The 26,131-nt window shown below is 41.1% G+C and carries 30 protein-coding genes and 1 tRNA gene; 17 read left to right on the plus strand and 14 right to left on the minus strand.

All coding sequences use genetic code 11. The features are described 5' to 3' along the window. Positions 1-104 precede the first annotated feature (104 nt). From C1A47_RS10110 to C1A47_RS10125, 4 genes are all read right to left on the minus strand, one after another. Positions 105-683: a hypothetical protein gene (locus C1A47_RS10110; protein ID WP_111894923.1), complete on the minus strand. Its 579-nt coding sequence runs from the start codon at positions 681-683 to the stop codon at positions 105-107. After that, positions 680-2,074 carry a dGTP triphosphohydrolase gene (dgt, locus tag C1A47_RS10115; RefSeq protein ID WP_111894924.1) on the minus strand — a complete coding sequence of 465 codons (1,395 nt, stop codon included), beginning with the start codon at positions 2,072-2,074 and terminating at the stop codon, positions 680-682. Before dgt ends, C1A47_RS10110 begins: the two co-directional genes overlap by 4 nt. A 123-nt stretch (positions 2,075-2,197) precedes the next feature. Further along, complete coding sequence (locus C1A47_RS10120; RefSeq protein ID WP_111895068.1) at positions 2,198-3,376, minus strand: tyrosine-type recombinase/integrase; 1,179 nt, start codon at positions 3,374-3,376, stop codon at positions 2,198-2,200. Between the two features lie 180 nt (positions 3,377-3,556). After that, positions 3,557-3,646, minus strand: a tRNA-Ser gene (locus C1A47_RS10125). Positions 3,647-3,764: 118 nt separating this feature from the next. Here C1A47_RS10125 and C1A47_RS10130 point away from each other — a divergent pair. Beyond that, positions 3,765-5,645, plus strand: coding sequence for a potassium transporter Kup (locus tag C1A47_RS10130; protein ID WP_111894925.1), 1,881 nt, complete (start codon positions 3,765-3,767; stop codon positions 5,643-5,645). 54 nt (positions 5,646-5,699) lie between these two features. Here C1A47_RS10130 and C1A47_RS10135 read toward each other — a convergent pair whose 3' ends face one another. Continuing rightward, complete coding sequence (locus tag C1A47_RS10135; protein ID WP_111894926.1) at positions 5,700-5,981, minus strand: hypothetical protein; 282 nt, start codon at positions 5,979-5,981, stop codon at positions 5,700-5,702. 260 nt (positions 5,982-6,241) lie between these two features. Here C1A47_RS10135 and C1A47_RS10140 point away from each other — a divergent pair, with 260 nt between their 5' ends. Continuing rightward, complete coding sequence (locus C1A47_RS10140; RefSeq protein ID WP_111894927.1) at positions 6,242-7,267, plus strand: DNA/RNA non-specific endonuclease; 1,026 nt, start codon at positions 6,242-6,244, stop codon at positions 7,265-7,267. Positions 7,268-7,289: 22 nt separating this feature from the next. After that, entirely contained in the window at positions 7,290-7,535 is a 246-nt protein-coding gene (locus C1A47_RS10145) for a hypothetical protein (RefSeq protein WP_111894928.1), read from the plus strand. Here C1A47_RS10145 and znuB read toward each other — a convergent pair. The 3 genes from znuB to C1A47_RS10160 are packed head-to-tail and all read right to left on the minus strand — an operon-like array spanning position 7,530 to position 9,595. Beyond that, positions 7,530-8,330 (minus strand): zinc ABC transporter permease subunit ZnuB, encoded by an 801-nt coding sequence (znuB, locus tag C1A47_RS10150; protein WP_111894929.1) that lies wholly within the window; start codon positions 8,328-8,330, stop codon positions 7,530-7,532. The genes C1A47_RS10145 and znuB overlap by 6 nt on opposite strands. A 3-nt stretch (positions 8,331-8,333) precedes the next feature. Further along, positions 8,334-9,125, minus strand: coding sequence for a zinc ABC transporter ATP-binding protein ZnuC (znuC, locus tag C1A47_RS10155; protein WP_111894930.1), 792 nt, complete (start codon positions 9,123-9,125; stop codon positions 8,334-8,336). Beyond that, positions 9,098-9,595 carry a transcriptional repressor gene (locus C1A47_RS10160; RefSeq protein WP_111894931.1) on the minus strand — a complete coding sequence of 166 codons (498 nt, stop codon included), beginning with the start codon at positions 9,593-9,595 and terminating at the stop codon, positions 9,098-9,100. Before C1A47_RS10160 ends, znuC begins: the two co-directional genes overlap by 28 nt. A 125-nt stretch (positions 9,596-9,720) precedes the next feature. On the opposite strand from C1A47_RS10160, the gene C1A47_RS10165 reads away from it, so the two are divergent. The 11 genes from C1A47_RS10165 to C1A47_RS10215 all read left to right on the plus strand — a co-directional run bounded on the left by C1A47_RS10165 (position 9,721) and on the right by C1A47_RS10215 (position 18,389). After that, positions 9,721-10,557: a metal ABC transporter solute-binding protein, Zn/Mn family gene (locus C1A47_RS10165; protein WP_413772959.1), complete on the plus strand. Its 837-nt coding sequence runs from the start codon at positions 9,721-9,723 to the stop codon at positions 10,555-10,557. Between the two features lie 170 nt (positions 10,558-10,727). Continuing rightward, entirely contained in the window at positions 10,728-11,126 is a 399-nt protein-coding gene (locus C1A47_RS10170; protein ID WP_111894933.1) for an ATP synthase subunit I, read from the plus strand. Between the two features lie 98 nt (positions 11,127-11,224). Beyond that, positions 11,225-12,100: a F0F1 ATP synthase subunit A gene (gene atpB / locus C1A47_RS10175; protein WP_111894934.1), complete on the plus strand. Its 876-nt coding sequence runs from the start codon at positions 11,225-11,227 to the stop codon at positions 12,098-12,100. An 80-nt stretch (positions 12,101-12,180) separates the two neighbouring features. Then, positions 12,181-12,420 carry a F0F1 ATP synthase subunit C gene (gene atpE / locus C1A47_RS10180; protein ID WP_111894935.1) on the plus strand — a complete coding sequence of 80 codons (240 nt, stop codon included), beginning with the start codon at positions 12,181-12,183 and terminating at the stop codon, positions 12,418-12,420. A gap of 40 nt (positions 12,421-12,460) precedes the next feature. Continuing rightward, entirely contained in the window at positions 12,461-12,931 is a 471-nt protein-coding gene (locus tag C1A47_RS10185; protein ID WP_111894936.1) for a F0F1 ATP synthase subunit B, read from the plus strand. A gap of 11 nt (positions 12,932-12,942) precedes the next feature. After that, positions 12,943-13,479: a F0F1 ATP synthase subunit delta gene (locus tag C1A47_RS10190; protein ID WP_111894937.1), complete on the plus strand. Its 537-nt coding sequence runs from the start codon at positions 12,943-12,945 to the stop codon at positions 13,477-13,479. Positions 13,480-13,520: 41 nt separating this feature from the next. Continuing rightward, complete coding sequence (gene atpA, locus C1A47_RS10195) at positions 13,521-15,065, plus strand: F0F1 ATP synthase subunit alpha (RefSeq protein WP_111894938.1); 1,545 nt, start codon at positions 13,521-13,523, stop codon at positions 15,063-15,065. A gap of 73 nt (positions 15,066-15,138) precedes the next feature. Further along, entirely contained in the window at positions 15,139-16,008 is an 870-nt protein-coding gene (gene atpG / locus C1A47_RS10200) for a F0F1 ATP synthase subunit gamma (RefSeq protein ID WP_111894939.1), read from the plus strand. A gap of 29 nt (positions 16,009-16,037) precedes the next feature. After that, the gene (gene atpD, locus C1A47_RS10205) at positions 16,038-17,432 is read left to right on the plus strand and encodes a F0F1 ATP synthase subunit beta (RefSeq protein WP_111894940.1); all 1,395 of its coding nucleotides are present in this window, start codon (positions 16,038-16,040) and stop codon (positions 17,430-17,432) included. Positions 17,433-17,459: 27 nt separating this feature from the next. Continuing rightward, entirely contained in the window at positions 17,460-17,879 is a 420-nt protein-coding gene (locus tag C1A47_RS10210) for a F0F1 ATP synthase subunit epsilon (protein ID WP_111894941.1), read from the plus strand. Between the two features lie 201 nt (positions 17,880-18,080). Continuing rightward, entirely contained in the window at positions 18,081-18,389 is a 309-nt protein-coding gene (locus C1A47_RS10215; RefSeq protein ID WP_227539769.1) for a hypothetical protein, read from the plus strand. Here C1A47_RS10215 and C1A47_RS10220 read toward each other — a convergent pair. The 5 genes from C1A47_RS10220 to C1A47_RS10245 form a co-directional block, all read right to left on the minus strand. Then, entirely contained in the window at positions 18,386-18,844 is a 459-nt protein-coding gene (locus C1A47_RS10220; RefSeq protein WP_111894942.1) for an ATP-binding protein, read from the minus strand. The genes C1A47_RS10215 and C1A47_RS10220 overlap by 4 nt on opposite strands. A gap of 244 nt (positions 18,845-19,088) precedes the next feature. Next, positions 19,089-19,382 carry an RcnB family protein gene (locus C1A47_RS10230; protein ID WP_111894944.1) on the minus strand — a complete coding sequence of 98 codons (294 nt, stop codon included), beginning with the start codon at positions 19,380-19,382 and terminating at the stop codon, positions 19,089-19,091. Between the two features lie 222 nt (positions 19,383-19,604). Next, positions 19,605-20,150 (minus strand): glutathione peroxidase, encoded by a 546-nt coding sequence (locus tag C1A47_RS10235; protein WP_111894945.1) that lies wholly within the window; start codon positions 20,148-20,150, stop codon positions 19,605-19,607. Between the two features lie 70 nt (positions 20,151-20,220). Continuing rightward, positions 20,221-20,985 (minus strand): AraC family transcriptional regulator, encoded by a 765-nt coding sequence (locus C1A47_RS10240; RefSeq protein ID WP_111895070.1) that lies wholly within the window; start codon positions 20,983-20,985, stop codon positions 20,221-20,223. A gap of 9 nt (positions 20,986-20,994) precedes the next feature. Continuing rightward, complete coding sequence (locus tag C1A47_RS10245) at positions 20,995-22,206, minus strand: MFS transporter (RefSeq protein WP_111894946.1); 1,212 nt, start codon at positions 22,204-22,206, stop codon at positions 20,995-20,997. 123 nt (positions 22,207-22,329) lie between these two features. Here C1A47_RS10245 and C1A47_RS10250 point away from each other — a divergent pair, with 123 nt between their 5' ends. Beyond that, complete coding sequence (locus tag C1A47_RS10250; protein ID WP_111894947.1) at positions 22,330-22,977, plus strand: TetR/AcrR family transcriptional regulator; 648 nt, start codon at positions 22,330-22,332, stop codon at positions 22,975-22,977. Positions 22,978-23,078: 101 nt separating this feature from the next. After that, the gene (locus C1A47_RS10255; protein WP_111894948.1) at positions 23,079-23,987 is read left to right on the plus strand and encodes a DMT family transporter; all 909 of its coding nucleotides are present in this window, start codon (positions 23,079-23,081) and stop codon (positions 23,985-23,987) included. Here the strand turns inward: C1A47_RS10255 and C1A47_RS10260 are convergent. Next, positions 23,984-25,330: an alpha/beta fold hydrolase gene (locus C1A47_RS10260; RefSeq protein ID WP_111894949.1), complete on the minus strand. Its 1,347-nt coding sequence runs from the start codon at positions 25,328-25,330 to the stop codon at positions 23,984-23,986. The two genes, C1A47_RS10255 and C1A47_RS10260, sit on opposite strands and share 4 nt — an antisense overlap. A 200-nt stretch (positions 25,331-25,530) precedes the next feature. Here C1A47_RS10260 and C1A47_RS10265 point away from each other — a divergent pair, with 200 nt between their 5' ends. Then, positions 25,531-26,127 (plus strand): YqiA/YcfP family alpha/beta fold hydrolase, encoded by a 597-nt coding sequence (locus tag C1A47_RS10265; RefSeq protein WP_111894950.1) that lies wholly within the window; start codon positions 25,531-25,533, stop codon positions 26,125-26,127. Positions 26,128-26,131: the final 4 nt, after the last annotated feature.

Raw genomic sequence — 26,131 nt, forward strand, 5'->3', positions numbered from 1 at the left:
TACAAATAATACTTTATTTTTTATTCTCAATACAATCTTTATAATTTTAATTTTTAATGTATTTTAATAAATATTATTTTTTATGGATTTATTTGATTTTTATATTAATTTAATGATAGTTCGAGATTGGTTTTTTGGGGGATTGATTTGTATATTCCAGAGTTATTAGACCACCTTAGTGATGAAAACCCACTCATAATACGATGTCCGATCCAGCGATCATCAATTATAAGATTGGTTAATTTTGGAGGGTTGACTAGCAATAGAGAACCCATAAAATTTAACCATTCTTTTTGAGTTAAAAGTTTGGATGAATATCCGTGAAAAGAATTTCCACTTCGATAAAATGTCATATTTGATAATATCTTATAATCTATAAAATTCTTAAGCCTATAATAGACATCAATATTTAATTTTTCAGTATAAAAGTCAATCATTGGTATATGGTAGGTTTTTCCATATTTTGTTTTAATAATAGAGTGGAAGGCTAATTCTTGATTTTTTTCTAATGATTTAAGTGTATTAGCTAAATATTCTAAGTTAAAATTAAGACCATCTACTTGATGAGTGATTCTTTCATCAGATAGACTATCTGGTAAATAAATATATTTAGATAATGAGTAAGTAGACTCATTATCTAAAAATGAATTTATGAAAAAATAGGGATGATCATCATTTATCATTGAATTCTTATTCCTTCTAATAGTTGGTACATTTCCAATGCAAAGTCATCTGTCATACCTGAAATATAATCAACAATTAAGTGTGATCTGTATAGAATTTCATTTGTTTTATCAATCGTGACACAGTATGTATATTTTTTTACATGATTTTTAGGTAAGCATCTGTATAATCGCAACTCAAAGTCTAATTTTAACTTTCTTGGGCCTACACCTTCGGAATTTTTACCTGTTATCAAACAGTTAAATTGATCTTGAGATAAATGCATTAGTGATTCAAAGTGTTTTAATAGGCCTTGAATAATATTTCTTCCAGCTAATTCAATTTTTTCTGCTGATTCATGAGAGTAAATATTCTCTTTTGCAAAAGAAAAAACTTCATTGAGAACGTTATATATATCAGAATCTTTTGTGATAAGGTCTGTGCGATTATCACCTATTAAGATTTCATTGAGATTTAAGCAGAAGTTTTTTGCTGCTTCTTTTACAGCAGCGTTAATAATTGATGTTTTAAAACTGAGGAATTTAATATGCTCTGAGTTGAATTCCTGAATAGGAATATTAAAAATATTTTGAGTGTCTATGTTAGCGGAAGCAAAAAAACTAGAGAAATCAGTGATTATTTTTTCTTCTGATATAATTTGCTTTTCTATAGCATCTTCTAAGTCACTCATTGAATATGCAATTGAATCAGCACTATCCATAATTAACATTAAAGGAAAGTATTTTCCATATCCCCATTTTATTGCTTTACAAGCATCTTCATAGCTTGCCTTACAAAGTTTAAAGAGACCAATTTTTCCATCTACTTTTTCATCTATTGTATATGGATATTTAACTGTAGATAGTAGTAAAGAGCAGGTCAAATTTAATCCATATGAATCATTGCCACTTAAAAGCCTAATTAATCTAAAGCCTTGTGGGTTGCCATCAAATTCATGTAAATCATGATCTATAATTTTTTTAATCTCAGGTTTGTCAAACCATTGTTGAATTGCTGTTTCTCCTAGATGTCCAAATGGAGGATTGCCAATATCATGTAGTAAGCAGGCGGTTTCCACTGTATTTATGAAGGCGATTATTTTATCAAACGCTAAGTCTTTTATTTCGTGATCATTTTGAATAATTGAGATTATCTCTTGTGCGATATAGCGTCCTATATGTGATACTTCAATTGAGTGGGTTAATCTACTGCGAACTGAAGCATTTGCTTCTAGTGGAAAAACTTGAGCTTTTTGTTGTAATCTCCTAAATGCAGAGGAGTTAATAACTCGACCTTTATCACTTTCAGTTGCTTCTAAAAGAGTTTCGACACCTTTGCTAGATTCTCTTAAGCGTATTGGCTGGATGAATGCAAGTAAATTGTCAATTTGAGTTTTAGATATTTTATTCATAAGTCATTTAGTTTTATAAAGAAAAGATTTGCTTCGATAAATTTTAACGTAGAGTATAGTTTATTGATGTCATCGTTTAAAGGCTGTTTTATCTGTAAAGACTTTGAGTTTAAAGTACTCTATTTATTTTGGTAACATTATTTTCCTTAAACTATCTATAAAATCAGACCATTCCTGCATCATCTTAGTTCTATACTCTAGATGCTGAGCATGGTTATAAGCTTGAGATACAGCATTACCAACTCGGTGTGCTAGCTGAATTTCAATCGCATCATGCATATAGCCTTGTTCATGTAATGTGGTTGATGCTAAACCACGGAATCCATGTCCTGTCATTTTACCGTTATAACCCATAGTGCGAATGACACAGAGTAGTGCATTGCTGCTCATTGGTTTGGCTGTACTGTGATTATAGAAAACGTGTTGCTTGTTGCTAGTCAGAGGTCGCAATCCCTCAATGAGTTCAATAGCCTGTCTAGATAATGGAACGATATGAGGTTGTGCCATTTTCATTTTTTCAGCAGGTATGCGCCATAAATGATTATCAAAATCAATTTCATTCCATTCCATCATTCTAAGCTCAGCTGTGCGTACAAAAGTTAAAGTCATCAGCTGAATAGCAGTCTTGATCATTGGATTACCATGATAGCGATCCATTCTCTCAAGAAACGGTGGAAATTCAGAAATATCCAAACGAGCCATATGTTTTACTTTGCGAGGCTTTAAGGCTTCATGAAGGTGAGGGGTCGGATCATTCTCGATTAGCCCTTTACGAATCGCAAAACGAAAAATACGACCAGCTAGAGGAATAGAACGCTTCGCCATTTCTTGTGCACCACGCGCTTCAATTTTTTTTGCACAGGCAAGAACATCTTTCCCTTTAATTTGATCAATTGGCATATTACCCAAAGCAGGGAAAAGGTCTTTCTCAAAAACAGATAAATCCCGTAAGTAAGTCGTTTCTTTAATAACAGCTTTGCGATCTTCCATCCATTCCATAGCAAGCGCTTTAAAAAGTGTATTTTCATCGACCTGTATTTTTTTTTGTTTCTTTGCTTCATTGGGATTAATCCCATCTTTCAGCCGTAAGCGAGCCTCATCTCTGGCACGGCGAGCCTGAGCTAGTGTGGTTTCTGGATATGTGCCAATACTGAAAATATTTTCTTTACCATTAAAGCGGAATTTCATTCGCCAATGCATCCCCCCCGATGGTGTGACCTCCAAGTACATACCTTTCTCATCAGAATACTTGGTTTTCTTTTCTAATGGCTTGATTTTTCTGACTTGAGCATCTGTGAGCATTGCTATTTTTCCGTAGAATTGGGGGTATAATTTTGGGGGTAATTTATTATACCCCCAGTTATACCCCCAACTATATCGGGATTGCAATAGATGGAATGGATAGTATTAGACATAAAAAAAGCCTAAACCCTTTAAGTTTAAGCTTTTGAAGACATCATGAGATATTGTAAGAATAGAAAATGGCGGTGAGAGAGGGATTCGAACCCTCGATACGCGCAAACGTATACACACTTTCCAGGCGTGCTCCTTCAGCCACTCGGACACCTCACCAAGGCGTGCGATAGTAACCAAAAAAATGCAGGCTGCCAAGATTTAATCACCGCTTTACAGAAAAAATTTTATTTAAATGCTAAGATTGCATTAAAAATCATCTTGGTTTAATTATGCGATGCAAAATATGACCCAAAAGACAAAATTGCCTGCGATGACTCTGGCAGCGCTGGGTGTAGTGTTTGGTGATATTGGTACCAGCCCACTCTATGCACTTAAAGAATCATTCCATGAAGCGCATGGACTTGGAATTAGCCCTGCAAATGTCTTGGGTATTTTGTCGATCATTTTTTGGTGCTTGACGCTGATCATTAGTATCAAATATGTGGCCATCGTGATGCGTGTTGACAATAATGGTGAAGGCGGCATCATGGCATTACTTGCCTTGAACTTGCGTAAAGCCCAAATTGCTGAAAATAAAAAAATTTATTTAATTGCGATTGGCTTTGTCGGAGCATCTTTGTTCTTTGGGGATGGCATTATTACCCCTGCCATTTCAGTGCTTTCGGCAGTAGAAGGCTTATCTATCGCGACCAATGTTTTTGACCCTTATATTATGCCGATCGCGATTGTAATCGTAGTGACGCTATTTCTGGTTCAGAAACATGGTACAGCATTTGTAGGGAAGCTCTTTGGGCCATTGACCTTGATCTGGTTTATCACCATTGGCATTTTTGGGATTATCAGTGTGGTCAAAACCCCATTAGTATTGGGTATGTTTAGTCCACATTGGGCCGTTGAGTTTATTTTTACTCATCCTGTGATGTCTTTCTTTGTCATGGGTGCAGTGGTATTGACGGTGACTGGTGGCGAAGCACTTTATGCCGATATGGGACATTTTGGACCTTTACCGATTCGCCTTGCTTGGTTTTTCGTAGTTTTACCGTGTTTGGTGTTGAACTATGCGGGGCAGGGTGCATTGTTATTGCGTGACCCGAACGCGATTGAAAATCCATTCTACTTGCTTGTGCCATCATGGGCATTGTATCCAAGTATTGTTTTAGCTGCGATAGCCGCGGTTATTGCATCTCAAGCAGTCATTTCTGGTGTTTTTTCTTTGGCTCGTCAGGCTGTTCAGCTAGGCTATTTGCCACGTTTTGGAATTAAGCATACTTCAGAGTCTGAAGAAGGACAGATTTATGTGCCTTTCCTGAACTGGTTATTGTTGGCTGCGATTATTATTTTAATCCTGATTTTTAAAACTAGTTCTAACTTGGCAAGTGCATATGGTTTAGCTGTAACACTAACCATGCTGTGTGACACTTTGTTAATTGGTGTCTTTATCTTTTATGCTTGGAAATGGAGTGCGCCAAAACTTTTGCTGTTAATCACCCCATTTTTAATTTTAGATATAGTTCTTGTTTCGGCAACTTCTTTGAAGATTGTATCAGGCGGTTGGGTGCCATTACTGATCGGTGGTATTGCCTTTGGTATTCTGATGACGTGGAAGCGTGGTCGAGAGTTGATGTTTGCCAAGCTTGAACATGACACTTTACCAATAGATCTCTTTGTGAAAAGTATTGGCTCAGATGCAGTTCATTGGGTGCAGGGCGATGCCGTATTTTTAACAGGCACGCCAAATGTTGTCCCCCATGCGATGTTACACAACATTAAGCATAATAAGGTATTACATGAACGTAATATCCTGATCACCGTGATTGTACAAGATGTACCTTATGTGTCTCAGCAAGAACGGATTCAGGTCGAAACGTTGAATGAGCATTTTTATCGGATTCAAGTGTTTTATGGTTTTAAAGATGAACCGAATGTACCACGTGATTTAAAACAAGCTTATGAGCAATTGGGCTTTGAATATGATCTGATGCATATTAGCTTCTTTATTTCTCGAGATCGTGTGGTACATAAAGTGGGAGATGGTATGTCACCATGGCGTGAACGGCTGTTTATTTCCATGCAGAGAAATACCAGTCCTGTCAGTGACTTCTACCAAATTCCAACCAACCGTGTGGTTGAGCTAGGCGGACAGATTGAGATCTAGTCATAAAAAAACCAAGGTTTAAACCTTGGTTTTTTCTTTGGAGGATATTGTTTCTTATTGTGCTGGAGTTGGTGCAGGTGCAGTCATGTTTGGTGTCGCTGCTGGCGCAGAACTATCGGCCATTGGTTGTGTCGGTTGTGGCGCAGCAACAGGAGTATATTTACCGCTACTCATCAAATCAGCCAATGATCCTGGTTGACCGTTTACTGTCGTACTTACTTTAACTTGAGATAAACTTTCTAGAGTTTCTCCTGGTTGCACAGCAGGCTCTGCAAACACGGCAGTTGTTGTCAACATCCCCATAAATAACCCAACGCCAATGAATATATTACGCATACTTGGACTCCAATATTATTAAAAAAAATTGTGTGAGTTTTAATCGTTACTAACATCCCATAGTTCAGTAACGCTTGCAATCGAGTATACGGAATATCAATAAATTATGAGTATAAATATGGTATAAGTACAACAAAATGTTACGTAAAAATTAAAAGAAAAAGCCTACAAGCATACGGATTAGTCACTTGAAATTGACGACATATACTTTCTTAAATGAGCTTGTTAAGCTGTTTTGCAGTGATCAAGGATAAACCAATATGACTCAGAAACTTAACCGCAGTATTCAAGGGCTAGTTTTATTATGTGCAACAGGTATGGCGGATATGGCTTTTGCACAGGATTCATGTTTATCTCAGTTTTACCAACAAACTCCGCCTGTATTGCTGAAGCAGAGTTTAAATAAAAATACATTTTCTTTGTGTTTTAGTGGCTTCAGCGTGATGTACTCAGGTGTGTCAAAGACAGCTTTATGGAGTGCAGAGCATTTAACTGTAGCGCGTTTAAGTCAAAAAATTAAACGTGAAGATCAGTTCCATGAAGAGGAACAAGTTCCAGAACAGTTTCGAGCAACGCTCGCGGATTATCGTGGTTCGGGTTATGACCGTGGTCATATGTCGCCAAATGCAGACATGCCAACTAAAACATCGCAATATGATAGTTTTTCATTAGCCAATATGGTGCCACAGGCGCCAAAAAATAATCAGGAAGTTTGGCGTAAGCTAGAAGAGGCAACACGTAGTCTGGTTAAAAAACAAAAACAAGAGGTTTATGTAGTGACAGGCCCTGTTTTTACGGGCCAGCGTTTGAAAACAATCGGAAAGGGCAAAGTGATTGTGCCAACTGCGGTGTTTAAAGCAATTTACATGCCTAAGACTGGGGTGGTGAGTGCGTATTATGCCCCAAATAATAACTCTCAACAGGTACAGGTGGTGAGTGTTTGTAAGATTGAACAGCAAACAGGATTAAACCTGTTTCCACAGCTCTCAATTGACCAAAAGCGTAAAGTCTATGATTTACCTCTGACATCAACGGACGTGAAAGCAGGACGCACACCAGCACTTTTAGAAACAGATCAGCAAAGTGAATGTGGTGGGCCTTCTGCTTCTTCAGATATTCATTCATTACAACAATCATTTGGGCAAGCGGTACAAGAAGTGACTCAACAGGTGACTCATGATGTGGCCAAAACCGTAACGCAGGATGGAGATAACTTCATCAAAAAGTTGTTGAAAGCATTGCTTGATAGTGTACTGGAATTTTTATTAAAGTTATTTAAATCTTAAATCGATTTTCAGGGAGTTAGATATGTTTAAACCATTTGCTGAAGAGCAGTCATCCTCCGCAATTTACGATTTAACTTTAGAGAATCAGTTTGACCGTGTCAATTTGTATGGCAACTTGCAAATCACCAAGGATCAACATGGCTTAGCTGCGGCCAAAGCTTTACAGGCCTTGATTAATCAAGTCGTTGAGGTTTTGGAGCAGGAAGAACATTTGCCCGAGCACATTGAACATCAGCCCGAGCAAGAGATTGAAAATCCATTTTTATGAAGAATGACGGATCTTCTGGAAACAAAATAAGGCAAAGAAAATACTCGACATGGTCAGCACGATACTTAAGCCGCTGGCAATGTTGAGCAGGGCGCTTGCCCATAAGCCTACACCCAAAGCGATTTGACCAATCACAAAGGCATATAACACCATTTGTTTTGGAGAGTCAGCAAGCAAACGTGCAGCAAGTGCTGGAATCACCAAAAGTGCACCCATGAGCAATGAACCAACAGCACGCAACGCCAAAACAGTAAATAATGCTAAAAGCAGCATAAACACAAAACGCTGTAATTTGGCATTCACTCCTTCACTAATTGCAATATCTGGGTCAATCGCAATTTGAACTTGTGCAGACCAGAATTTCCATAAAATACCGACGGCAACCACAATAATTACGGCAAACACAGGCAAGTCTGACCAGCTAATCGTCAACAAGTCACCGAATAAATAGCTGAGTAGTTCAGGACGTAGTGCAGGTAGGTTTTGGATCAGCATGAGCCCTGAGCAGAGTAGGGTTGCGGCGCAAAGTGCGAGCAAGGCATCATTGGGTAATCGGCGGTCATGCAAAATCCATAAAACACAGACCAGTAAAATGGCAAGACCTGCAACACCAATCCACATTGGCAGTTGCAAAACACCTGCCACGGCAACACCCAGTAGTGTGCCATGTGACATGGTATCGGCAAAAAAGGACATTCTGCGCCATAGCATCAGACAGCCGAGGGGTGCGGTTAAAATAATGAGTAAAGCACCCATGACCCATGCAGGAAGTAAAAGTTGAAACCATTCCATCATGGGTTAAGCTTCCGGTTCTGGATGAATGTGAGGTCGACTGTCATGTTCACAGGCAGTCGTTGGACTGTCACCATGCGCACAGTGGTCATGGTGATGTTGATAAAATGCGCGCTGCGTACCAAAAATAGCTTGGTATTCAGGATGTTGTTGTACATTTTCAGGAGATCCACTACAGCAGATATGTTTATTTAGGCATACGACACGATGAGTCCCTTGCATGACCCATTGCAAGTCGTGGGACACCATGACAACTGCACAGCCATAGCGTTCAGGTAGGCTGCGGACATATTCATACAATTCTGCTTCAGACTGAATGTCTAAACCTTGCATGGGTTCATCAAGAACTAAAACCTGTGGTTTACGCAGTAATGCACGTGCTAAAAGAACACGTTGCCGTTCCCCACCTGAGAGTTGTTGAACCTTGGCATCTTGCAGTTTTTCAATGCCTGTATCATCAATAATTTGCTGCTTGGTTACAGCATCACACACTTCTAGTGCCAGTAAATCTCTAACTCGTAGTGGCAGGCTATGCGAAGGGTTGAACTTTTGTGGAACATAAGAAAACTTCAGGTGGCGATCTTTTAAAATTTTACCTGAATTGGGTTTTACAATTCCAAGTAGTACCTTGATGAGTGTTGATTTTCCTGCACCATTTGGGCCGATGAGTGTCACGATTTCACTAGGATATAGCTCAAAATCGACTTGCTTGAGAATGTCTCGCTCATCAATTCGTACATAAATTTTTTGAAGTGAGACGAGCGCAGGCGTTAGTGACGTTGTGTGCACTGTTGGCATTTTCCTGAAATTTCAATAATGGTGTGATGAATGCTAAATTCATCGGAATGTGCGAGAGCATTGAGATGTGCCATGAGGGCATCAGCGGATGCTTCTTTAACGGCTTTACAGCTCACACAAATTAAAAATGCAGCTTGATGTCCCTCACGTGGGTGACAACAAGGAATAAAGGCATTAATTGAGCTGAGTCGGTGAATCAGACCTTTGTCCAGCAAAAAATCTAGGCTACGGTAAACCGTTGGTGGAGCTGCTGGTTTATCTGACGTGTTTTTTATTTTAGCTAAAATATCATAAGCACCAATTGGTCCAGAGGCATCTAGAATCAAGTGAAGGACTTCTTTACGTAAAGGTGTAAGACGTGCACCAGTTGCAAGACATAGTGCCTCAGCCTGATCTAGACGAGCTTGAATATCGCCGTGATCATGTACCTCATGTAAGGTATTGGCATGCGAATGCGAACATAAACTCATAAATATCTCACTTATGGTGCTTCAAAACAGGATCAGTTAACTCTTTTATAACAATATCACTATTTTTAGTGTTATAGTGTAACACTAAATCCGAAGTGATGCTATATAGAGATCGTTTGAACATGATGGCGCGTTTTTTTGCAGCATGTGCTTTGCTGTGTATCAGTGGCAGTTTATGGGCACAAGGCTTAGTTGTATCTATTCATCCATTATACCTAATTGCTAAAGAAGTCACGAAGGGGGTTGAAACACCAACTTTATTATTAGGCAATCAAACAGGGCATGATGTTCAGTTGACACCAGAAGATCGTAAATCAATTCAGGATGCTGAATTGGTAATCTGGTTGGGCAAAGCGCATGAAGCGCCATTAGATAAGCTGTTGGGTCATAATCCAAAAGCGATTTCATTATTGAATTCAGGCGTGTTGGCAACTTTGCCATTAAGAGATGTCAGGGCCAATCCAATCGCAAATAGTGTAGATACCCATGTTTGGTTAGATCCAAATAATGCTGTACGGATTGGTTTTTTTATTGCGGCACTACGCTCGAAGCAACATCCTGAACATAAAGCCGAATATTGGGCAAATGCCAAAAACTTCGCACACCAGTTACTTGTAAAAAGTAAACAGGTTGGTCGATATAACAATACAGTCATGTATTGGTCATATCATGATGCTTATCAATATTTAGAGCGATCTCTAAATCTTCGACTTGCGGGTGCACTGAGTACTGAGCCGAATATTCCAACAACGGTCAATCAAATCAAATATTTGAGTGATAACCGTCCATATCCACAAATGTGTTTGTTGGCAGAAGGGCAGGCGAATAGCCAGTATCAGAAGTTGCAACCGTTCCGTTTTCAAGCGGTAGACGAAAGTATGATTGGTGAAAATAACTTTATTTCAGGTTGGGCAGATTTGGCGCAAAAAATCCAAAACTGTGCAAGAAATATGCATAAATAATCAAATCAAGAGAATCTTAATAGAAAATTAAAAAACTACAGATTATTTCAAAATCGTACGTCTTAAGTCGGGAAAAGATTGCATGTTTAGGGGGGGGACTCTATAATGCCACCGATTAAAAACGATCATCAGGTTAACTTGTCAAGCTTTTATGCTGTGAGTGGATAATAATGAGCCGACCAAGTCGCATGATTGACCGACGATTGGCGAAAGCTTTGGTCTTCTTGCAAGCATTGACGATACCTGTTGCAACTTTGATTGCTTGGGTGCTGAAAGATAGTGTGGTAGCCAAAAGTGTCGCCTTAGGCGGACTGGTTTGTTGGCTGGCACATAGTTATTTTGCATGGCAGTCTTTTCGGGTTGCAGGAGCACGTGCCTCAAAGCAGGTGCTCTCCAATATGTATCGAGGCATGATGGGTAAGTTTACTATCGTGATCGTTGGACTGATTTTGATTTTAAGCAATGTTAAGCCGTTGTCACCGGTAGCATTGTTTTGTGGTTTTATTCTCGTTCAAGCCATGTCGTGGGTTGCTCCTTGGTGGGTGTCACGTCAACAAAAACGAGTATAGGCGCATAAAAATTGAATATATAGAGCAAGGTGAGATATCTAGCAGCGTGCGATATTCATCTACTCTTTTTAGTAATTGACATTGACCAGGTGTGATTTATGGCTGCTGAAGAACATGCCCTTACTTCGACAGAGTATATTAAGCATCACTTGACCAATTTGACCTATGGCAAAATGCCAGACGGTACATGGAAATTGGCTGAGAATGCGAAAGAAGCTCATGAAATGGGTTTTTCTGCTATTCACTTGGACTCAATGGGTTGGTCAATCGGCCTTGGTATCATTTTCTGTTTGCTTTTCTGGTGTGTTGCTAAAGCAGCCAATTCTGGCGTGCCTACAAAATTCCAAGCGGCAATCGAAATGGTTATCGAGTTTGTTGACTCAAGCGTTCGCGATACCTTCCATGGTAAATCACGTTTAATTGCACCACTTTCACTGACCATTTTCATGTGGATTTTCCTCATGAACTTAATGGACTTGATCCCAGTTGACTGGATTCCTTATCTAGCTCAACACATTGGTGCAAGCGTATTTGGTATGGACCCTCATCACGTTTACTTCAAGATTGTTCCATCTACAGATCCTAATATTACCCTTGGTATGTCATTATCTGTATTTGTGTTGATCTTGTTCTATAGCATTCGTGAGAAAGGGATTGGTGGTTTTGTTGGCGAATTAGCGCTTAACCCATTTAACCCAAGTAATCCAATTGCAAAAGCGTGTCTAATTCCTGTGAACTTAATCTTGGAATTAGTAACCTTCCTTGCACGACCAGTTTCATTGGCTCTGCGACTTTTCGGTAACATGTATGCGGGTGAGTTGATCTTCATCTTGATCGCATTATTACCGTTCTGGATTCAATGGGCATTGTCTGTGCCTTGGGCGATCTTCCACATTCTCGTAATTACGTTGCAAGCATTTATCTTTATGATGCTGACCATCGTTTACTTGAGCATGGCAAGCGAAAAACATTAATGGTATTGCCTAATTGTCATGTACAGTTAGGCGAATTTTTATATTTTAGTTTGGTATAACTAACCTCTGAGGAATTTTTCATGGTATTAGGTCTAGTTGCAATTGCATCTGCTATCTTAATCGCTTTCGGTGCTTTGGGTACTGCGATTGGTTTTGGTCTTTTAGGTGGTCGCTTCTTGGAAGCTGTTGCTCGTCAACCAGAATTGGCTCCACAACTTCAAACTCGTATGTTCTTAATCGCAGGTCTTCTTGATGCTGTGCCTATGATCGGTGTTGGTATTGGCTTGTTCTTCATCTTCGCTAATCCATTTGTAGGTTAATAGCTTCATTTCTAAACCCATAGAACTTTGAGGAATAGTAATGGATATTAACGCAACATTGATTGGCCAAGCGATTGCATTTGCGATTTTCGTCGCATTCTGCATGAAGTTTGTTTGGCCACCACTAATCAATGCGATTAGTGAGCGTCAGCGTAAAATCGCTGATGGCTTAAATGCTGCTGAAAAAGCTAAAGCTGACCTTGCTGATGCACAAGCACAAGTTAAGGCAGAATTAGACGCAGCGAAAGCACAAGCGGCTCAATTGATCGAACAAGCGAACCGTCGTGCAGCGCAATTGGTCGAAGAAGCGCGTACTCAAGCATCTGCTGAAGGTGAGCGTATTCGTCAACAAGCGAAAGAAGCTGTTGATACAGAAATCAATTCTGCTCGCGAAGAATTACGTCAACAAGTTGCTGCTTTGGCAGTTGATGGTGCAGAGAAAATTCTTAACCAGAAAGTTGACGCAGAAGCTCACAATGCCATGCTGACTCAGCTGGCTGCTAAACTTTAAGCGAGGGAAACATGGCTGAACTCTTGACGTTGGCACGCCCGTACGCCAAAGCAGCATTTGCTTACGCTTCTGAGCAAGGTGCAACTGACAATTGGTCGAATGCGTTACAAGTGCTCAGTGCTGCGGTGCAAGACGAAGCATTTTCCGCTTATTTAAATCGCCCTGAGCTTACTCCAGTGGAGCAAGTAGAGCTTTTTGCTAAAGTTTTAGTTGAAGAACAAACGCAAGCTGTGTCGAATTTTTTGACATTGCTTGCGGACAACGACCGTTTGGCGTTGCTTCCTGAAATTGCAGCAGAATATGAACAGCTTAAATCACAGAATAACAACACGGTTGATGTCGTAATTGAATCGGCATTCCCGTTAACTTCTGTTCAGGAACAGTTGCTTGCACATGCGTTAGAAAAACGTTTTAACGCAGCAGTTAATGTTTCTGTTGAAGTAAATCCTGCGCTCATTGCAGGAGTTGTGATTCGTGCAGGCGATCAAGTGATAGATGACTCTGCGCTTAACAAGCTTGAAAAAATGCGGACTCGTCTTCTTGCCTAAAGCAAAAAGACTGAACTATTAAAAGATTGAGGAATAGCGCAATGCAACAACTGAATCCATCCGAGATCAGTGCGCTCATTAAACAGCGTATCAGCGATCTGGACACCAGCGCGACCGCTAAAAATGAAGGCACCATTGTTATGGTGTCTGACGGTATCGTGCGTATTCACGGTCTTGCTGATGCAATGTACGGTGAAATGATCGAATTTGACGGCGGCTTATTTGGTATGGCACTGAACCTAGAACAGGATTCAGTGGGTGCCGTTGTTTTAGGTAACTACCTAAGCCTTCAAGAAGGTCAAAAAGCTCGTTGTACAGGTCGTGTATTAGAAGTTCCAGTTGGTCCTGAACTTCTTGGCCGTGTCGTAGACGCTTTGGGTAACCCAATTGATGGTAAAGGCCCTATTGATGCAAAACTGACTGATGCTGTTGAAAAAGTAGCACCAGGTGTAATTTGGCGTCAGTCTGTCGACGAACCTGTTCAAACTGGTTATAAATCAGTTGATACCATGATCCCTGTTGGTCGTGGTCAGCGTGAGTTGATTATTGGTGACCGTCAAACTGGTAAAACAGCAATGGCGATCGATGCGATCATCGCTCAGAAAAACTCTGGCATTAAATGTGTATACGTAGCAATTGGTCAAAAACAATCGACTATCGCTAACGTAGTACGCAAGCTAGAAGAAACTGGCGCTATGGCGTACACCACTGTTGTCGCTGCTGCGGCTGCTGATCCTGCTGCAATGCAGTATTTGGCTCCGTACTCTGGCTGTACAATGGGTGAATACTTCCGTGACCGCGGTGAAGATGCGTTGATCATTTATGATGACTTGTCTAAACAAGCAGTTGCGTATCGTCAAATTTCATTGCTTTTACGTCGTCCACCAGGTCGTGAAGCATACCCAGGTGACGTATTCTATCTTCACTCACGTCTTCTTGAACGTGCTTCTCGTGTATCTGCTGACTATGTTGAGCAATTCACGAAAGGTGAAGTTAAAGGTCAAACTGGTTCATTGACTGCATTGCCAATCATTGAAACGCAAGCAGGTGACGTATCAGCATTCGTACCAACCAACGTAATTTCGATTACTGACGGTCAGATCTTCCTTGAAACTTCGTTGTTTAACGCAGGTATCCGTCCTGCTGTGAACGCGGGTATTTCTGTATCGCGTGTTGGTGGTTCTGCTCAAACCAAAATCATCAAAAAATTGTCAGGTGGTATCCGTACTGCTTTGGCACAATACCGTGAATTGGCAGCGTTTGCTCAGTTCGCTTCTGACCTTGACGAAGCAACTCGTAAGCAACTTGAACATGGTCAACGTGTAACTGAGTTAATGAAGCAAAAACAATATGCTCCTTACTCAATTGCAGACCAAGCTGTTTCAATTTATGCATCTAACGAAGGCTATATGGCTGACGTAGAAGTGAAGAAAATCGTTGCATTTGATGCTGCGTTAATTGCTTACTTCCGTTCAGAACATGCTGCGTTAATGCAAAAAATCGATGAAACTGGCAATTATGACAAAGACATCGAAGCTGCATTCAAAGCAGGTATTGAGAGCTTCAAAGCGACTCAAACTTACTAAGTTTTTAGTTAGGTTTGGTTCACGGATCAACCTTCGGAAGCCCGAAAGGGCTTTCGATTACTAGGTTAAGCGTATGGCAAATTTAAAAGAAATTCGCGCCAAAGTAGCTAGTATCAAGAGCACGCAAAAGATTACTCGCGCGATGCAAATGGTAGCTGCTTCTAAAATGCGTCGTGCGCAAGAGCGCATGGCTCAGGGCCGTCCGTATGCCGATAATATGCGCCGTGTAATTGCTCACTTGGTACAAGCGAATCCTGAATATAAACACCGTTATATGGTTGACCGCCCAGTTAAGCGTGTTGGCTATATCGTTGTGTCTTCGGATCGTGGTTTGGCAGGTGGCTTGAACATTAACTTGTTCAAGAAAGTTGTGCAGCATGTCAAAGCACAACAAGAGCAGTCAATTGAAGTTGAATTTGCTTTGATTGGTCAAAAAGCGGTTTCGTTTTTTAAGAGTTACGGCGGTAAAGTGCTCGGTGCTACGACCCAAATTGGTGATGCACCAAGTTTGGAACAGTTAACTGGCTCAGTGCAAATCATGCTTGATGCATTTGATAAAGGCGAATTAGATCGTATCTACCTCGTTTCAAATGGTTTCGTCAACGCAATGACACAAAAGCCTAAAGTTGAACAACTAGTTCCTTTAGCACCAGCTGAAGAAAGCGATGACCTCAACCGTCAATATGGTTGGGATTACATCTACGAACCAGAAGCAGAAGAATTGTTAAATGGTTTGTTGGTTCGCTATATCGAGTCTATGGTTTATCAGGGCGTGATCGAAAACGTTGCCTGTGAGCAGTCTGCACGTATGGTTGCAATGAAAGCAGCAACCGATAACGCAGGTCAGCTTATTAAAGACCTACAACTCATTTACAACAAGCTGCGTCAAGCCGCGATTACTCAGGAAATTTCCGAGATCGTTGGCGGTGCCGCTGCCGTTTAACATTATTAGTTTGAATTGAGGAGACAGCAATGAGTAGCGGTCGTATCATTCAGATCATCGGCGCGGTTATCGACGTCGAGTTTGAACGCACTAGCGTTCCTAAGATCTATGACGCTCTCCATGTTGATGGTACTGAAACTACATTAGAAGTTCAGCAACAACTTGGTGACGGTGTTGTTCGTACCATCGCAATGGGATCTACTGAAGGTCTTAAACGTGGTCTTACAGTAACCAGCACAAATGCACCGATTTCTGTTCCTGTTGGCCCAGCAACGCTTGGTCGTATCATGGACGTTTTGGGTCGCCCTATTGATGAAGCAGGTCCAGTTGCAACTGAAGACCGTTTGCCGATTCACCGTCAAGCACCTTCTTATGCTGAACAAGCTGCTTCTACTGACCTTCTAGAAACTGGTATTAAAGTCATCGACTTGCTTTGCCCGTTTGCTAAAGGTGGTAAAGTTGGTCTATTCGGTGGTGCGGGTGTTGGTAAAACCGTAAACATGATGGAATTGATCAACAACATCGCAAAAGCGCACTCAGGTTTGTCTGTGTTCGCTGGTGTTGGTGAGCGTACTCGTGAAGGTAACGACTTCTATCACGAAATGAAAGATTCTAACGTTCTTGACAAAGTAGCAATGGTCTACGGTCAGATGAACGAGCCACCTGGTAACCGTTTACGCGTAGCGTTGACTGGTTTGACCATGGCTGAATACTTCCGTGACGAGAAAGATGAAAACGGTAAAGGCCGTGACGTATTGTTGTTCGTTGACAACATTTACCGTTACACATTGGCTGGTACCGAAGTATCTGCACTTCTAGGTCGTATGCCATCTGCAGTAGGTTACCAACCTACACTTGCAGAAGAAATGGGTGTTCTTCAAGAGCGTATTACGTCGACTAAATCTGGTTCGATCACTTCGATCCAAGCGGTATACGTACCTGCCGATGACTTAACTGACCCATCGCCTGCAACGACATTTGCTCACTTAGATGCAACAGTAGTATTGAGCCGTGACATCGCATCTTCTGGTATTTACCCAGCGATCGATCCACTTGACTCAACTTCACGTCAGTTAGACCCATTAGTTGTTGGTGCTGAGCATTATGAAATTGCACGTTCTGTACAGAACGTATTGCAACGTTATAAAGAGCTTAAAGACATCATCGCGATCTTGGGTATGGACGAATTGGCTGAAGAAGATAAATTGGTTGTTTACCGTGCGCGTAAAATCCAACGTTTCTTCTCTCAACCGTTCCACGTAGCTGAAGTATTTACTGGTGCTCCTGGTAAATTAGTACCACTTAAAGAAACGATTCGTGGCTTTAAAGGTCTATTAGCTGGTGAATACGATCACATCCCAGAACAAGCGTTCTATATGGTTGGTGGTATTGACGAAGTGATTGCTAAAGCCGAGAAACTTTAATTAGCTACTCTAATTTAGGAGATTCTCATGGCGACTATGCAATGTGATGTCGTAAGTGTGAAAGAGTCGATTTACTCTGGACAAGTTACGATGTTAATCGCAAAAGGTGCAGGTGGTGAGCTAGGTATTTTACCTGGACATGCGCCGCTTGTAACTTTACTCCAACCTGGCCCGATTCGTGTTCAGTTGGAAAATGGTACAGAAGAAATCGTCTATGTATCAGGTGGTGTTTTAGAAGTTCAACCTCATGTTGTGACTGTGCTTGCAGATACTGCAATCCGTGCTGACAACTTGGATGAAGCTGCAATTTTAGAAGCGCGTAAAAACGCTGAACAATTGCTTGCGAACCAAAAAAGTGATTTGGACTCGGCTGCTGCATTGGCTGCACTTGCAGAAACTGCTGCTCAGCTTGAAACTATCCGTAAAATCAAAAACCGCGCTCAATAAGCAGCGGTTTGAGATTGAAAAAGCCACTCGAAAGAGTGGCTTTTTTTATGTGCGTTTGTTCGAAATCTGGTGATTTTTACAGATTTCACTCACGGGTGCATTGGGTTTCTAAGTACAGAATTTTAGATGTGTTATGCCAAGGTCGAGCCTGAATTTGTATCATTCTATGGTATAAGAGAAGTCTATGCTGGCAGGTTAAACATGATGAAACTTATTGAAATCGAACCTCATTTTTGGGAACTGTACCAAAATCAAGAACAATTGTATTTGAGTGTGAGCGTGGACAATAGTGCTGTCACTTATAATTGGGACTTACATTTGACTGAAGCGCAGCAACAAGCTTACCAGCAACAGGGGCGAGAAAGTATAGTGGAGCTTGCCAAACAAATTGTTGCAGCAGTTTTTCGTGGTGACTTTTCATTTGTTGAAAAGCATGACACGACAGCAGAAGAAAAAGCAGCGATTTTCGCCGCCTTTAAACAATGGCGAGAGGCGCAGAAGCAGGATTAATTTTCGGGAATTTCATGTCTGCATTGAATCAAAAATTCTCCATGCGTACTGCTGATTTGCACCTGATAAATTTCGTCAAATCCTTCACTCAACTGAGGTGCTTGTAAACGCCGATGAGTCGCTCGCACGCCTTTTTCTGGAATACAAGCTTTGCCTTGACGTTGCAGATTGCGCATTAAAGCACTCTCCAGAGAAGTTTGAAAATAATAGGCAATGATTTGAAAGCCAGCCTGTTTAGCTTGATGGATATATCGAGCACGATCTTCAGCAGAAACATTGGTGTTATCAATCACGCATTTTGTTTTAGAGGCGAGACAAGCTTCAAAAATCAATTTTTCCCGATGCCGAGTTTTCAGCATGTCTAAATTAATACGTAAATGTGTATGATAGAAATATTGCTGATAAAACGTTGATTTTCCAGCGGCTTGAATGCCAATAAAAAGAATAAGTTGCATATAAGAAGTTGGAATAGGGCATATTAAGTTTAATGTAAGGAATTATGCAGTTTTTTGCTCATAAATCTAAAGTGGTTTTTGGTTGGGGCGCTTGTAATTTTTAAGGTTGTTGCTAGGGCAAATAAAATTCTAGAGGGACTATTTGCTTTTTATTATTGGCTTGGCCTATTTGAAATTTTTGAGATCAATCGTGATGTACAGAATAAAAAAAGAGGGCTTAATGCCCTCTTTTTAAGAGAATAGATTAATAATGAACTACTCTTACAACATGATGGTTGTGAACGTTGATTAATACATATTTGTGGTCGACTTTATACCATTGCTGATGGCGTCCAGGGCGTGGTAATTTTTTGAAGTGACGGTAATCTACTGCGTGCGCACGTTTAAAGTGAGCAGGTGGTGCAGCATGTCCAACACGCCATTCTGTAGTAGTGACGGTCTTTTTGACATAGTGTGGGTCATTTGGATGTGCAAACACTGAACCAGCAGCTAAAGTTGCAGATACGGTTAAAATGATTCCTTGGACTAAACGTTTCATAGAATTCTCCACTTGTTTTATTACTGTTGTTTCGACAGTTTTATTTAAACAGATTTATGGCAGATGCCAATGAATATTATGTTGGAACAGTTTTAAAACCATGAACAGACCATGAAAACATGGCCGAGAAATGTAAACTTAGATTAATTCTTTAGTATTTATGAAAGTATAAATCAATAAAAAATAGAGTAAATCTGCTTGGATTTACTCTATTTAAAAATTTTATTTGGCAAGTTCAGCTTCAATTGCGCTGACAATACGTTCATCATCGGCAGTGATGTCTGGTGCAAAACGTGCCACGATGTCACCATTTTTGCCAATCAGGAATTTCTCAAAGTTCCAAAGAATTTCAGGCTTTGGATTTGGTGTTAAGCCATATTCAACCAAATCTTTCCACCAAGGGCCTTCACCAATACGCTCTGGTTGTGCCGCAATCAGTGCTTGATAAAGTGGGTGTTTATCTTCACCAGCAACTGAAATTTTCGCAAATAATGGAAAATCGATTTGATAATTAACAGAACAGAACTGTTGAATTTCTTCATCGGTGCCTGGTTCTTGTGCCAAGAAATTGTTCGCAGGGAAGCCCAGAATCTCTAAACCTTCAGCTTGTTTAGCCTGATACAGTTTTTCCAAGCCTTCGTATTGAGGGGTTAAACCACATTTAGATGCAACATTAACGACTAACAAGACTTTGCCTTGGTACGGTGCAAGCGTTGTTGCTTCACCTGTAATGGTGTTTACAGGAATTTCATAAATAGACTGGTTCATGGTGCAATCCTTAAAAATTAGACTAATGTTTTAAAATGATTTTTTGTTAAAAACAAGCAGATTTACGTGACTAGCGTTCCACGCGCATTTCCGTAGGGGTTTTTCCTATATAACGTCGAAAAAATGCAATAAAACTGGAGCTATGGCGAAAGCCAAGCAAGTAGGCAATCTGTTTAATGCTTTGCCCTTGTTTCAGCAAACATACCGCATGAATAATTTTGGCACGGTTACGCCATTCGGAAATGGATAATCGCAGTTCTTGCTGACTTAAACGTAATAAATGTCGTTCGCTGATTTGAAAAGGGGCAAGCAGATTTTGAATTGAATGCTGAAAATTGGATAGCTCATTCAGCTTTGCCAAAATAGGCTGTAAAACAGGGTGGCTACTTTGCGGGAGATAATGATCATAACTGTCGGCAAAGCGAAGTTGATCAAAAATCACCTGTAATAGATGCTGATATTGCTGCGGGTAATTGTGGCGGATCAGCAGTGCTTCCTTGACCAAAGCATGTAGCAGGGGGAGAGTGACCAAGGTTTGACACTGTGGACTGAGGTGTTGCGCCAGATCAGGATGAATACGAATGCAGATAAAATGCGTGACATCCTGATGAACCGCAAGACAACCATGTTCTGTCTGTGGAGGTAGCCACAGCCCATAATTGGGTGGGGCTAGGTAGAGTTCATCTCGAATTTGCAGTTGTAAAATGCCATCCAGACTAAAATTGAAGTCGCCCCACAGACAGCAATGCATCGAAATCTGTTCATTGGCTTGAAAGAAAAATTCATGAATTTCAATCAGGTCACTTAAGTTTTTCAGATTTGATGGATGATTCATCATTTACTCTCAGGATTCGCAGCTCACTTTAGGATTGTTTAATCCTCGGGTCAGGGTAAATAAGGCAATCAGTGCCAAGACAATAAAACTGAGCACACTGTAGATCAGGGTACTTTCATTATAGAGATCAACCACGATGCCGCCAAATAATGAACCGACCGCAATCATCACCTGAAACATCCCCACAAATAAAGGCATACCTTTTTCTACCGCATCACCTGCGTGCAGGAACATCCAGATATTGGCTGTGGTCGGGAATGCGCCAAACGCAAAGCCCCATAATGCCGTTAAAGTCAGCGCTCCAAATAAGCCAGTTGCAAATACAGGGAAACTGAAGAAGACGATCGCAAAGCATAAACCCACAAAGGCAAGGGTATAACGAATATTGAGATTTCCGCTATAACCTGCAAAGGCATTTCCAAAAATTCCTGCAATACCGTAGAGCAACAATAGACTGCTAATGGTTGAACTACTAAAACCTGCAATATGTTTGAAGAACGGTGCGAGATAGCTATAGGCACAGAAGTGGGCTAAACCAATTAGTAGCACAATCACGATACCACGTCGTGCCTTGCTGACCCGAAGTAAGGCGGGTAAATCGCTGAAACGAATTGCTGATTCTGGTAACAGTTTAGGTAAGCAAAAGACTTGTAAAATCAGGACTAAAAATCCAATTGCAGCATTGATGGCAAAGGCACTACGCCAACCGTATAAGCCACTTAACCAAGTCCCAATTGGCACACCCAATACAGTTGCAAAAGTAACACCAGTCATGACCACCGCAGTGGCTTTGGCAATCGGTAACTGTGCAGGTGCAAGTTTGCCACTTAAGGCGATTGCAGTTGCCCAAAAACCACCAATCGAGATCCCTAAAACCAAACGACTGAGCAACACAATATGAAAATTGCTGGCGAGTGCGGTAATGGTATTGGCAACTACCATAATTGCCGTAAGCACAATCAACACATAGCGACGGTCGAGCTGCTTAAACCAAACAGGGAGCAGTGGCGCGGCAAAGGCAGCCATTACCCCAGGTAAGGTAATCACCAAACCTGCTGTGCCTGTTGAAATCTGTAAATCACTGGCAACATTATTTAAAACGCCAACGGGTAAAAATTCACTGGTGACCAACACAAAAGCAGCAATGGCAACCGTCAAAATGGCGAGCCAACTGCCTTGAGTGGGGGAAGATTGCTGTTCTGAGACCACGGAAGTGGGCATAAAGGCATCCTGTTTTAACAATAAGAACTAATTTTATAGTGATCACTATAAAATAAAATAGTTGAAGAAATTGCTCCCGTCAATTAATTTATAACGGTTGTTATAAAAATGGTTATTCCCTGTATGACAGAACACCCTACAGATTTGGCGATACAAGACACGGATGTCCAAATCAAAAAAAAACGTGGTCGACCAAAGTGTTTTGACGAACAGCAGGCATTGGAAAAAGCCATGTTGTTGTTTTGGGAGCATGGTTATGAGGCGACATCAATTAGTGACTTAACACAGGCTCTACACATTACTGCCCCGAGTCTATACAGTTGCTTTGGTGATAAAGCTTCATTGTTTTATCGCTGCATTGACTATTATTTGGAACATGAAGCCTGTCCGATTGTGCCGATTTTTGAGCAGGCAAAAACAGCAAAAGTCGCTTTCGAGATTTATTTATATAACCACTTACAACGCTTGTTGCAGCCCAATAAACCTGCGGGGTGCATGCTGATTGTTGCTGCTGTCAATTGCTCGGAACAAACCCATGATGTACAGCAGAAAGTTTTAGAGAAGCGCCTGAAAGAAAAGCAGAAATTGCAGCAGCGGTTACAACAAGGCATTGTGGATGGTGACTTGGCGGCCGATACACCGATTGATGAAATGACTGATTTTTATGCCACTGTGATTCAAGGTCTGACCCTGCAAGCGCGTGATGGCTCGACACAGGAACAATTGCATAAAGTGGTTGAGCATGCGATGCGGGTTTGGGACTTATTTTAAGCCATGTCGTATTTGCGATATTGATGTCGGGTTTGCAGTATTTCAATCAAATCCGCTGCTCGGCACAATAGTCGTCTGATCCATGATGAAGAGAAAATGTGATGCAACAACGCCAAACAATCCCGTGGTGGGCATTGGTGCTGCCCTTATTGGCTGTGCTGATTTGGTCACTGAATATTGTGGTGACGAGGTATGTTTCAGACTTCATTTCACCTGTCAGTATTAGTTTTTATCGCTGGCTGATTGCTTTCGTGTTACTGACCCCGTTCATGCTACATCGGGCATGGCATGTGCGAGCGCAGATCCGTCAGCATTTGGGGCAACTGGCGATTTTGGGTGCATTTGGTATGGTGTTGTATCAGGGTATTGCCTATACCGCATCGCATTATACCTCTGCGACCAACATGGGCATTATTAATGCCTTTATTCCTGTGTTTACCATTTTTGTGTCGATGCTGTTGCTTCGAGATATTCCCAATCGTTTTGCGTTGATAGGAAGTGCCTTGTCATTTTTTGGATTGCTGTATGTGATCGGACAAGGGAATTTCTCCGCTTTGCTGACATCAGGACATCATTTTGGTGATGCGCTGATGGTAGTCGCCGTGTTTTTCTATGCATTCTATGGTGTATTTCTGAAAAAATGGCGTTTGAATTTGCCTTTGATGGTCAGTGTCTATCTGCAAATTGCGTTTGCTTTGCTGTTTCATCTGCCATTTATTGTGTATTTGGGATTGGATGCCTTAAATAGCAAAAATGCGTTAAGTGTAGTGTATGCAGGTGTGTTTCCATCCTTGTTTGCACCGATTTTATGGATGTTGGCAGTGCAACATTTAGGGCCAAATCGAACCAGTATTTTTATGAATCTTGTGCCTGTGTTTACCGCAGTGATTGCGCTGATTTGGTTGCATGAGCAATGGACGATTTACCATACGCTAGGTGGCATGATGATCTTGTTGGGCATTGCACTGGCGCAGAAGAAAACCGTGAGCAACGTGCTGAAACAGGCTTAATCTTCACTTTGCATTTCAAGCAGGGTATCGAGTTCGTAGATACCCAAATCCACCACATGACGATGCAAGAAGTTTTGTTCAGGCAATTCAGGATCTGGATATAACCAGCGTGTGATCTGCTCTGCGACACTTGGATGATACTGAATATTAAAATGATTCAGACCATAGAACACCGCTTTATGTGAATCTGGAATATTGAGGTTAAAGCGCGGATTGGGATGTTCGCCCAATGCACTTTGTACACTCACCAAGTAGTCACCAATAATCGACAAGGTCTTATTTTTGATGGTCTTGAATTCCATGGTTCCAGCAATAAAGAAGGCACTGATATGAGATGGCAATGGTGCAGGTTTACGGCAGTCATCCATTGAGCCAATTCGTGCAGGCATGTGTTCCCAGTCATCATCACGCACACTGCCATAGCGTAAGTCTAAAATGCCGTTACTGCGAAAGTTGACAATATGACGGGCAATTTTCACCAAAGGAAAATGCCCTAGACTTTCCTGTAACCGAAATCCAAAGCGTTCTAGTGCTGCGCCGTGATGTGGTGAACCGATGCATACCAAGTTTTGGGTGCGGTGAAACCAGTGTTTTAAATCCTGTTTGCCATAAAATAAGGCACTACGACAAACTAAGCCCCCCATGCTATGCCCAATCAGGTCAATGGATTGGATGCGCGGGTTGCGTTCGATCAGGTCTTCAAGCAAATTGGACAAGCTGCGGCCATTAGCTGAAATACGCCGTCCAGTGTTGTAGTTGAGATACAGCATGGTGTTGTAGTCGCGCTGTGCCAGTAAGCGTTCACCAATCCCTTCAAATCGGCTATTTGACCAGTCACGATGACTTAAACAGAGTCCGTGGACGAAAATCACAATACGTCCACCGACATCACCCTTTTGAATTGCACCATAGTGATCATATAAAACCATCGGCAAGGCGAGAGGATTCTGTTGTAGTAAAAAGTAGTCACCTGCAACCCCATTTAAAATACTTAAAGCATCTTGTGTGATGGGACTGAGTGATTTTTCTCTAAGATTTGGGTATTTTTCTAAAATTTGTCTAAGAAGTGGTGCAAACAAATGACTCCCAGACTTGTTCATCACTTCATAAACGGCATGGTTAAACTGGTTCATCACACAGGTATGCTGTAAACGCTGTACACGTTTTTCACTTAACCTCAAAAAACTGGATAATAGCTCGGTTTGAATGTCATGCATTAAGCCATATAAGTTTTGTTTTGGGGTTGTCATCAGTTGAGCAAAGCCTTCCATCAAGTCGGCCTGACTTGGTGGCGTATCGTCCCAACGACAATAAGTTTCGTGTAGTGGCGTTAAACTTGGCATAGTCTTTGATCTCTCTATAACTGTGTTAACCAAGTATTGTCTGATGTTACAGCAATAGTTTATGGTTTTTCTATGCTTAACATACGTAATTTTGGAGCATACTGAGAGGACTTTTGTCCTACAAGATCAGTTTAAATCATTGCATGGTGGTCATGCAGGGAATGACGTAGATTTAATACAAAATTGATGGTTGATTTCATATGAATATTATTTATTTACATGGTTTTCGCAGTCATTCTTATTCGATTAAGGGGCAGCAGCTTAAGCAGTATTGTCTGCAACACTGCCCAGATCATCATGTGTATTTACCAGATTTAAATAAGCCACCTTTAGAAGTACTTGCCCAAGTTGCCCGCGATATACAATCGCTTGAAGATGTGGCTTTGGTAGGCAGTAGTTTCGGTGGTTTTTATGCGACACATCTAGCCTTGCAACACAAGTGTCCTGCGGTATTGATTAATCCCGCCGTGCATCCTTATGCGTTGTTTATGCGTTTGTTTGGCCATGGACAAATTCCGTTGCAGGTCACGCCTGACTGGGCACTGGATGAACCCCAGCTACAACAGTTGGCTACAATGGATGTGCCTATTGCTCAAGATGCCAGCAAATTGTTAGTGTTATTGCAACAAGGCGATGAAGTCTTGGATTATCGGGAAGCACAACGCTATTATAATCAGGCACAAACCCCCAGCATGATCATGACAGAAGTGGGGGGAAATCATGCCATGGAAAATTTTGCTGATAAAATTCCCATGTTGCTGACTTTTTTAGCCTTAGCGATCACAAAGGAAAAATAATCAC

The sequence above is a fragment of the Acinetobacter sp. MB5 genome (genome assembly GCF_003261585.1).
Lineage (GTDB): Bacteria > Pseudomonadota > Gammaproteobacteria > Pseudomonadales > Moraxellaceae > Acinetobacter.

Excerpts from the sequence above, each read along its gene's own strand:
- C1A47_RS10110 (WP_111894923.1), bottom strand. The coding sequence starts at position 683 with ATGATAAATGATGATCATCCCTATTTTTTCATAAATTCATTTTTAGAT.
- dgt (WP_111894924.1), bottom strand. The coding sequence starts at position 2,074 with ATGAATAAAATATCTAAAACTCAAATTGACAATTTACTTGCATTCATC.
- C1A47_RS10120 (WP_111895068.1), bottom strand. The coding sequence starts at position 3,376 with ATGCTCACAGATGCTCAAGTCAGAAAAATCAAGCCATTAGAAAAGAAA.
- C1A47_RS10130 (WP_111894925.1), top strand. The coding sequence starts at position 3,765 with ATGCAAAATATGACCCAAAAGACAAAATTGCCTGCGATGACTCTGGCA.
- C1A47_RS10135 (WP_111894926.1), bottom strand. The coding sequence starts at position 5,981 with ATGCGTAATATATTCATTGGCGTTGGGTTATTTATGGGGATGTTGACA.
- C1A47_RS10140 (WP_111894927.1), top strand. The coding sequence starts at position 6,242 with ATGACTCAGAAACTTAACCGCAGTATTCAAGGGCTAGTTTTATTATGT.
- C1A47_RS10145 (WP_111894928.1), top strand. The coding sequence starts at position 7,290 with ATGTTTAAACCATTTGCTGAAGAGCAGTCATCCTCCGCAATTTACGAT.
- znuB (WP_111894929.1), bottom strand. The coding sequence starts at position 8,330 with ATGATGGAATGGTTTCAACTTTTACTTCCTGCATGGGTCATGGGTGCT.
- znuC (WP_111894930.1), bottom strand. The coding sequence starts at position 9,125 with ATGCCAACAGTGCACACAACGTCACTAACGCCTGCGCTCGTCTCACTT.
- C1A47_RS10160 (WP_111894931.1), bottom strand. The coding sequence starts at position 9,595 with ATGAGTTTATGTTCGCATTCGCATGCCAATACCTTACATGAGGTACAT.
- C1A47_RS10165 (WP_413772959.1), top strand. The coding sequence starts at position 9,721 with ATGGCGCGTTTTTTTGCAGCATGTGCTTTGCTGTGTATCAGTGGCAGT.
- C1A47_RS10170 (WP_111894933.1), top strand. The coding sequence starts at position 10,728 with ATGAGCCGACCAAGTCGCATGATTGACCGACGATTGGCGAAAGCTTTG.
- atpB (WP_111894934.1), top strand. The coding sequence starts at position 11,225 with ATGGCTGCTGAAGAACATGCCCTTACTTCGACAGAGTATATTAAGCAT.
- atpE (WP_111894935.1), top strand. The coding sequence starts at position 12,181 with ATGGTATTAGGTCTAGTTGCAATTGCATCTGCTATCTTAATCGCTTTC.
- C1A47_RS10185 (WP_111894936.1), top strand. The coding sequence starts at position 12,461 with ATGGATATTAACGCAACATTGATTGGCCAAGCGATTGCATTTGCGATT.
- C1A47_RS10190 (WP_111894937.1), top strand. The coding sequence starts at position 12,943 with ATGGCTGAACTCTTGACGTTGGCACGCCCGTACGCCAAAGCAGCATTT.
- atpA (WP_111894938.1), top strand. The coding sequence starts at position 13,521 with ATGCAACAACTGAATCCATCCGAGATCAGTGCGCTCATTAAACAGCGT.
- atpG (WP_111894939.1), top strand. The coding sequence starts at position 15,139 with ATGGCAAATTTAAAAGAAATTCGCGCCAAAGTAGCTAGTATCAAGAGC.
- atpD (WP_111894940.1), top strand. The coding sequence starts at position 16,038 with ATGAGTAGCGGTCGTATCATTCAGATCATCGGCGCGGTTATCGACGTC.
- C1A47_RS10210 (WP_111894941.1), top strand. The coding sequence starts at position 17,460 with ATGGCGACTATGCAATGTGATGTCGTAAGTGTGAAAGAGTCGATTTAC.
- C1A47_RS10215 (WP_227539769.1), top strand. The coding sequence starts at position 18,081 with ATGATGAAACTTATTGAAATCGAACCTCATTTTTGGGAACTGTACCAA.
- C1A47_RS10220 (WP_111894942.1), bottom strand. The coding sequence starts at position 18,844 with ATGCAACTTATTCTTTTTATTGGCATTCAAGCCGCTGGAAAATCAACG.
- C1A47_RS10230 (WP_111894944.1), bottom strand. The coding sequence starts at position 19,382 with ATGAAACGTTTAGTCCAAGGAATCATTTTAACCGTATCTGCAACTTTA.
- C1A47_RS10235 (WP_111894945.1), bottom strand. The coding sequence starts at position 20,150 with ATGAACCAGTCTATTTATGAAATTCCTGTAAACACCATTACAGGTGAA.
- C1A47_RS10240 (WP_111895070.1), bottom strand. The coding sequence starts at position 20,985 with ATGAATCATCCATCAAATCTGAAAAACTTAAGTGACCTGATTGAAATT.
- C1A47_RS10245 (WP_111894946.1), bottom strand. The coding sequence starts at position 22,206 with ATGCCCACTTCCGTGGTCTCAGAACAGCAATCTTCCCCCACTCAAGGC.
- C1A47_RS10250 (WP_111894947.1), top strand. The coding sequence starts at position 22,330 with ATGACAGAACACCCTACAGATTTGGCGATACAAGACACGGATGTCCAA.
- C1A47_RS10255 (WP_111894948.1), top strand. The coding sequence starts at position 23,079 with ATGCAACAACGCCAAACAATCCCGTGGTGGGCATTGGTGCTGCCCTTA.
- C1A47_RS10260 (WP_111894949.1), bottom strand. The coding sequence starts at position 25,330 with ATGCCAAGTTTAACGCCACTACACGAAACTTATTGTCGTTGGGACGAT.
- C1A47_RS10265 (WP_111894950.1), top strand. The coding sequence starts at position 25,531 with ATGAATATTATTTATTTACATGGTTTTCGCAGTCATTCTTATTCGATT.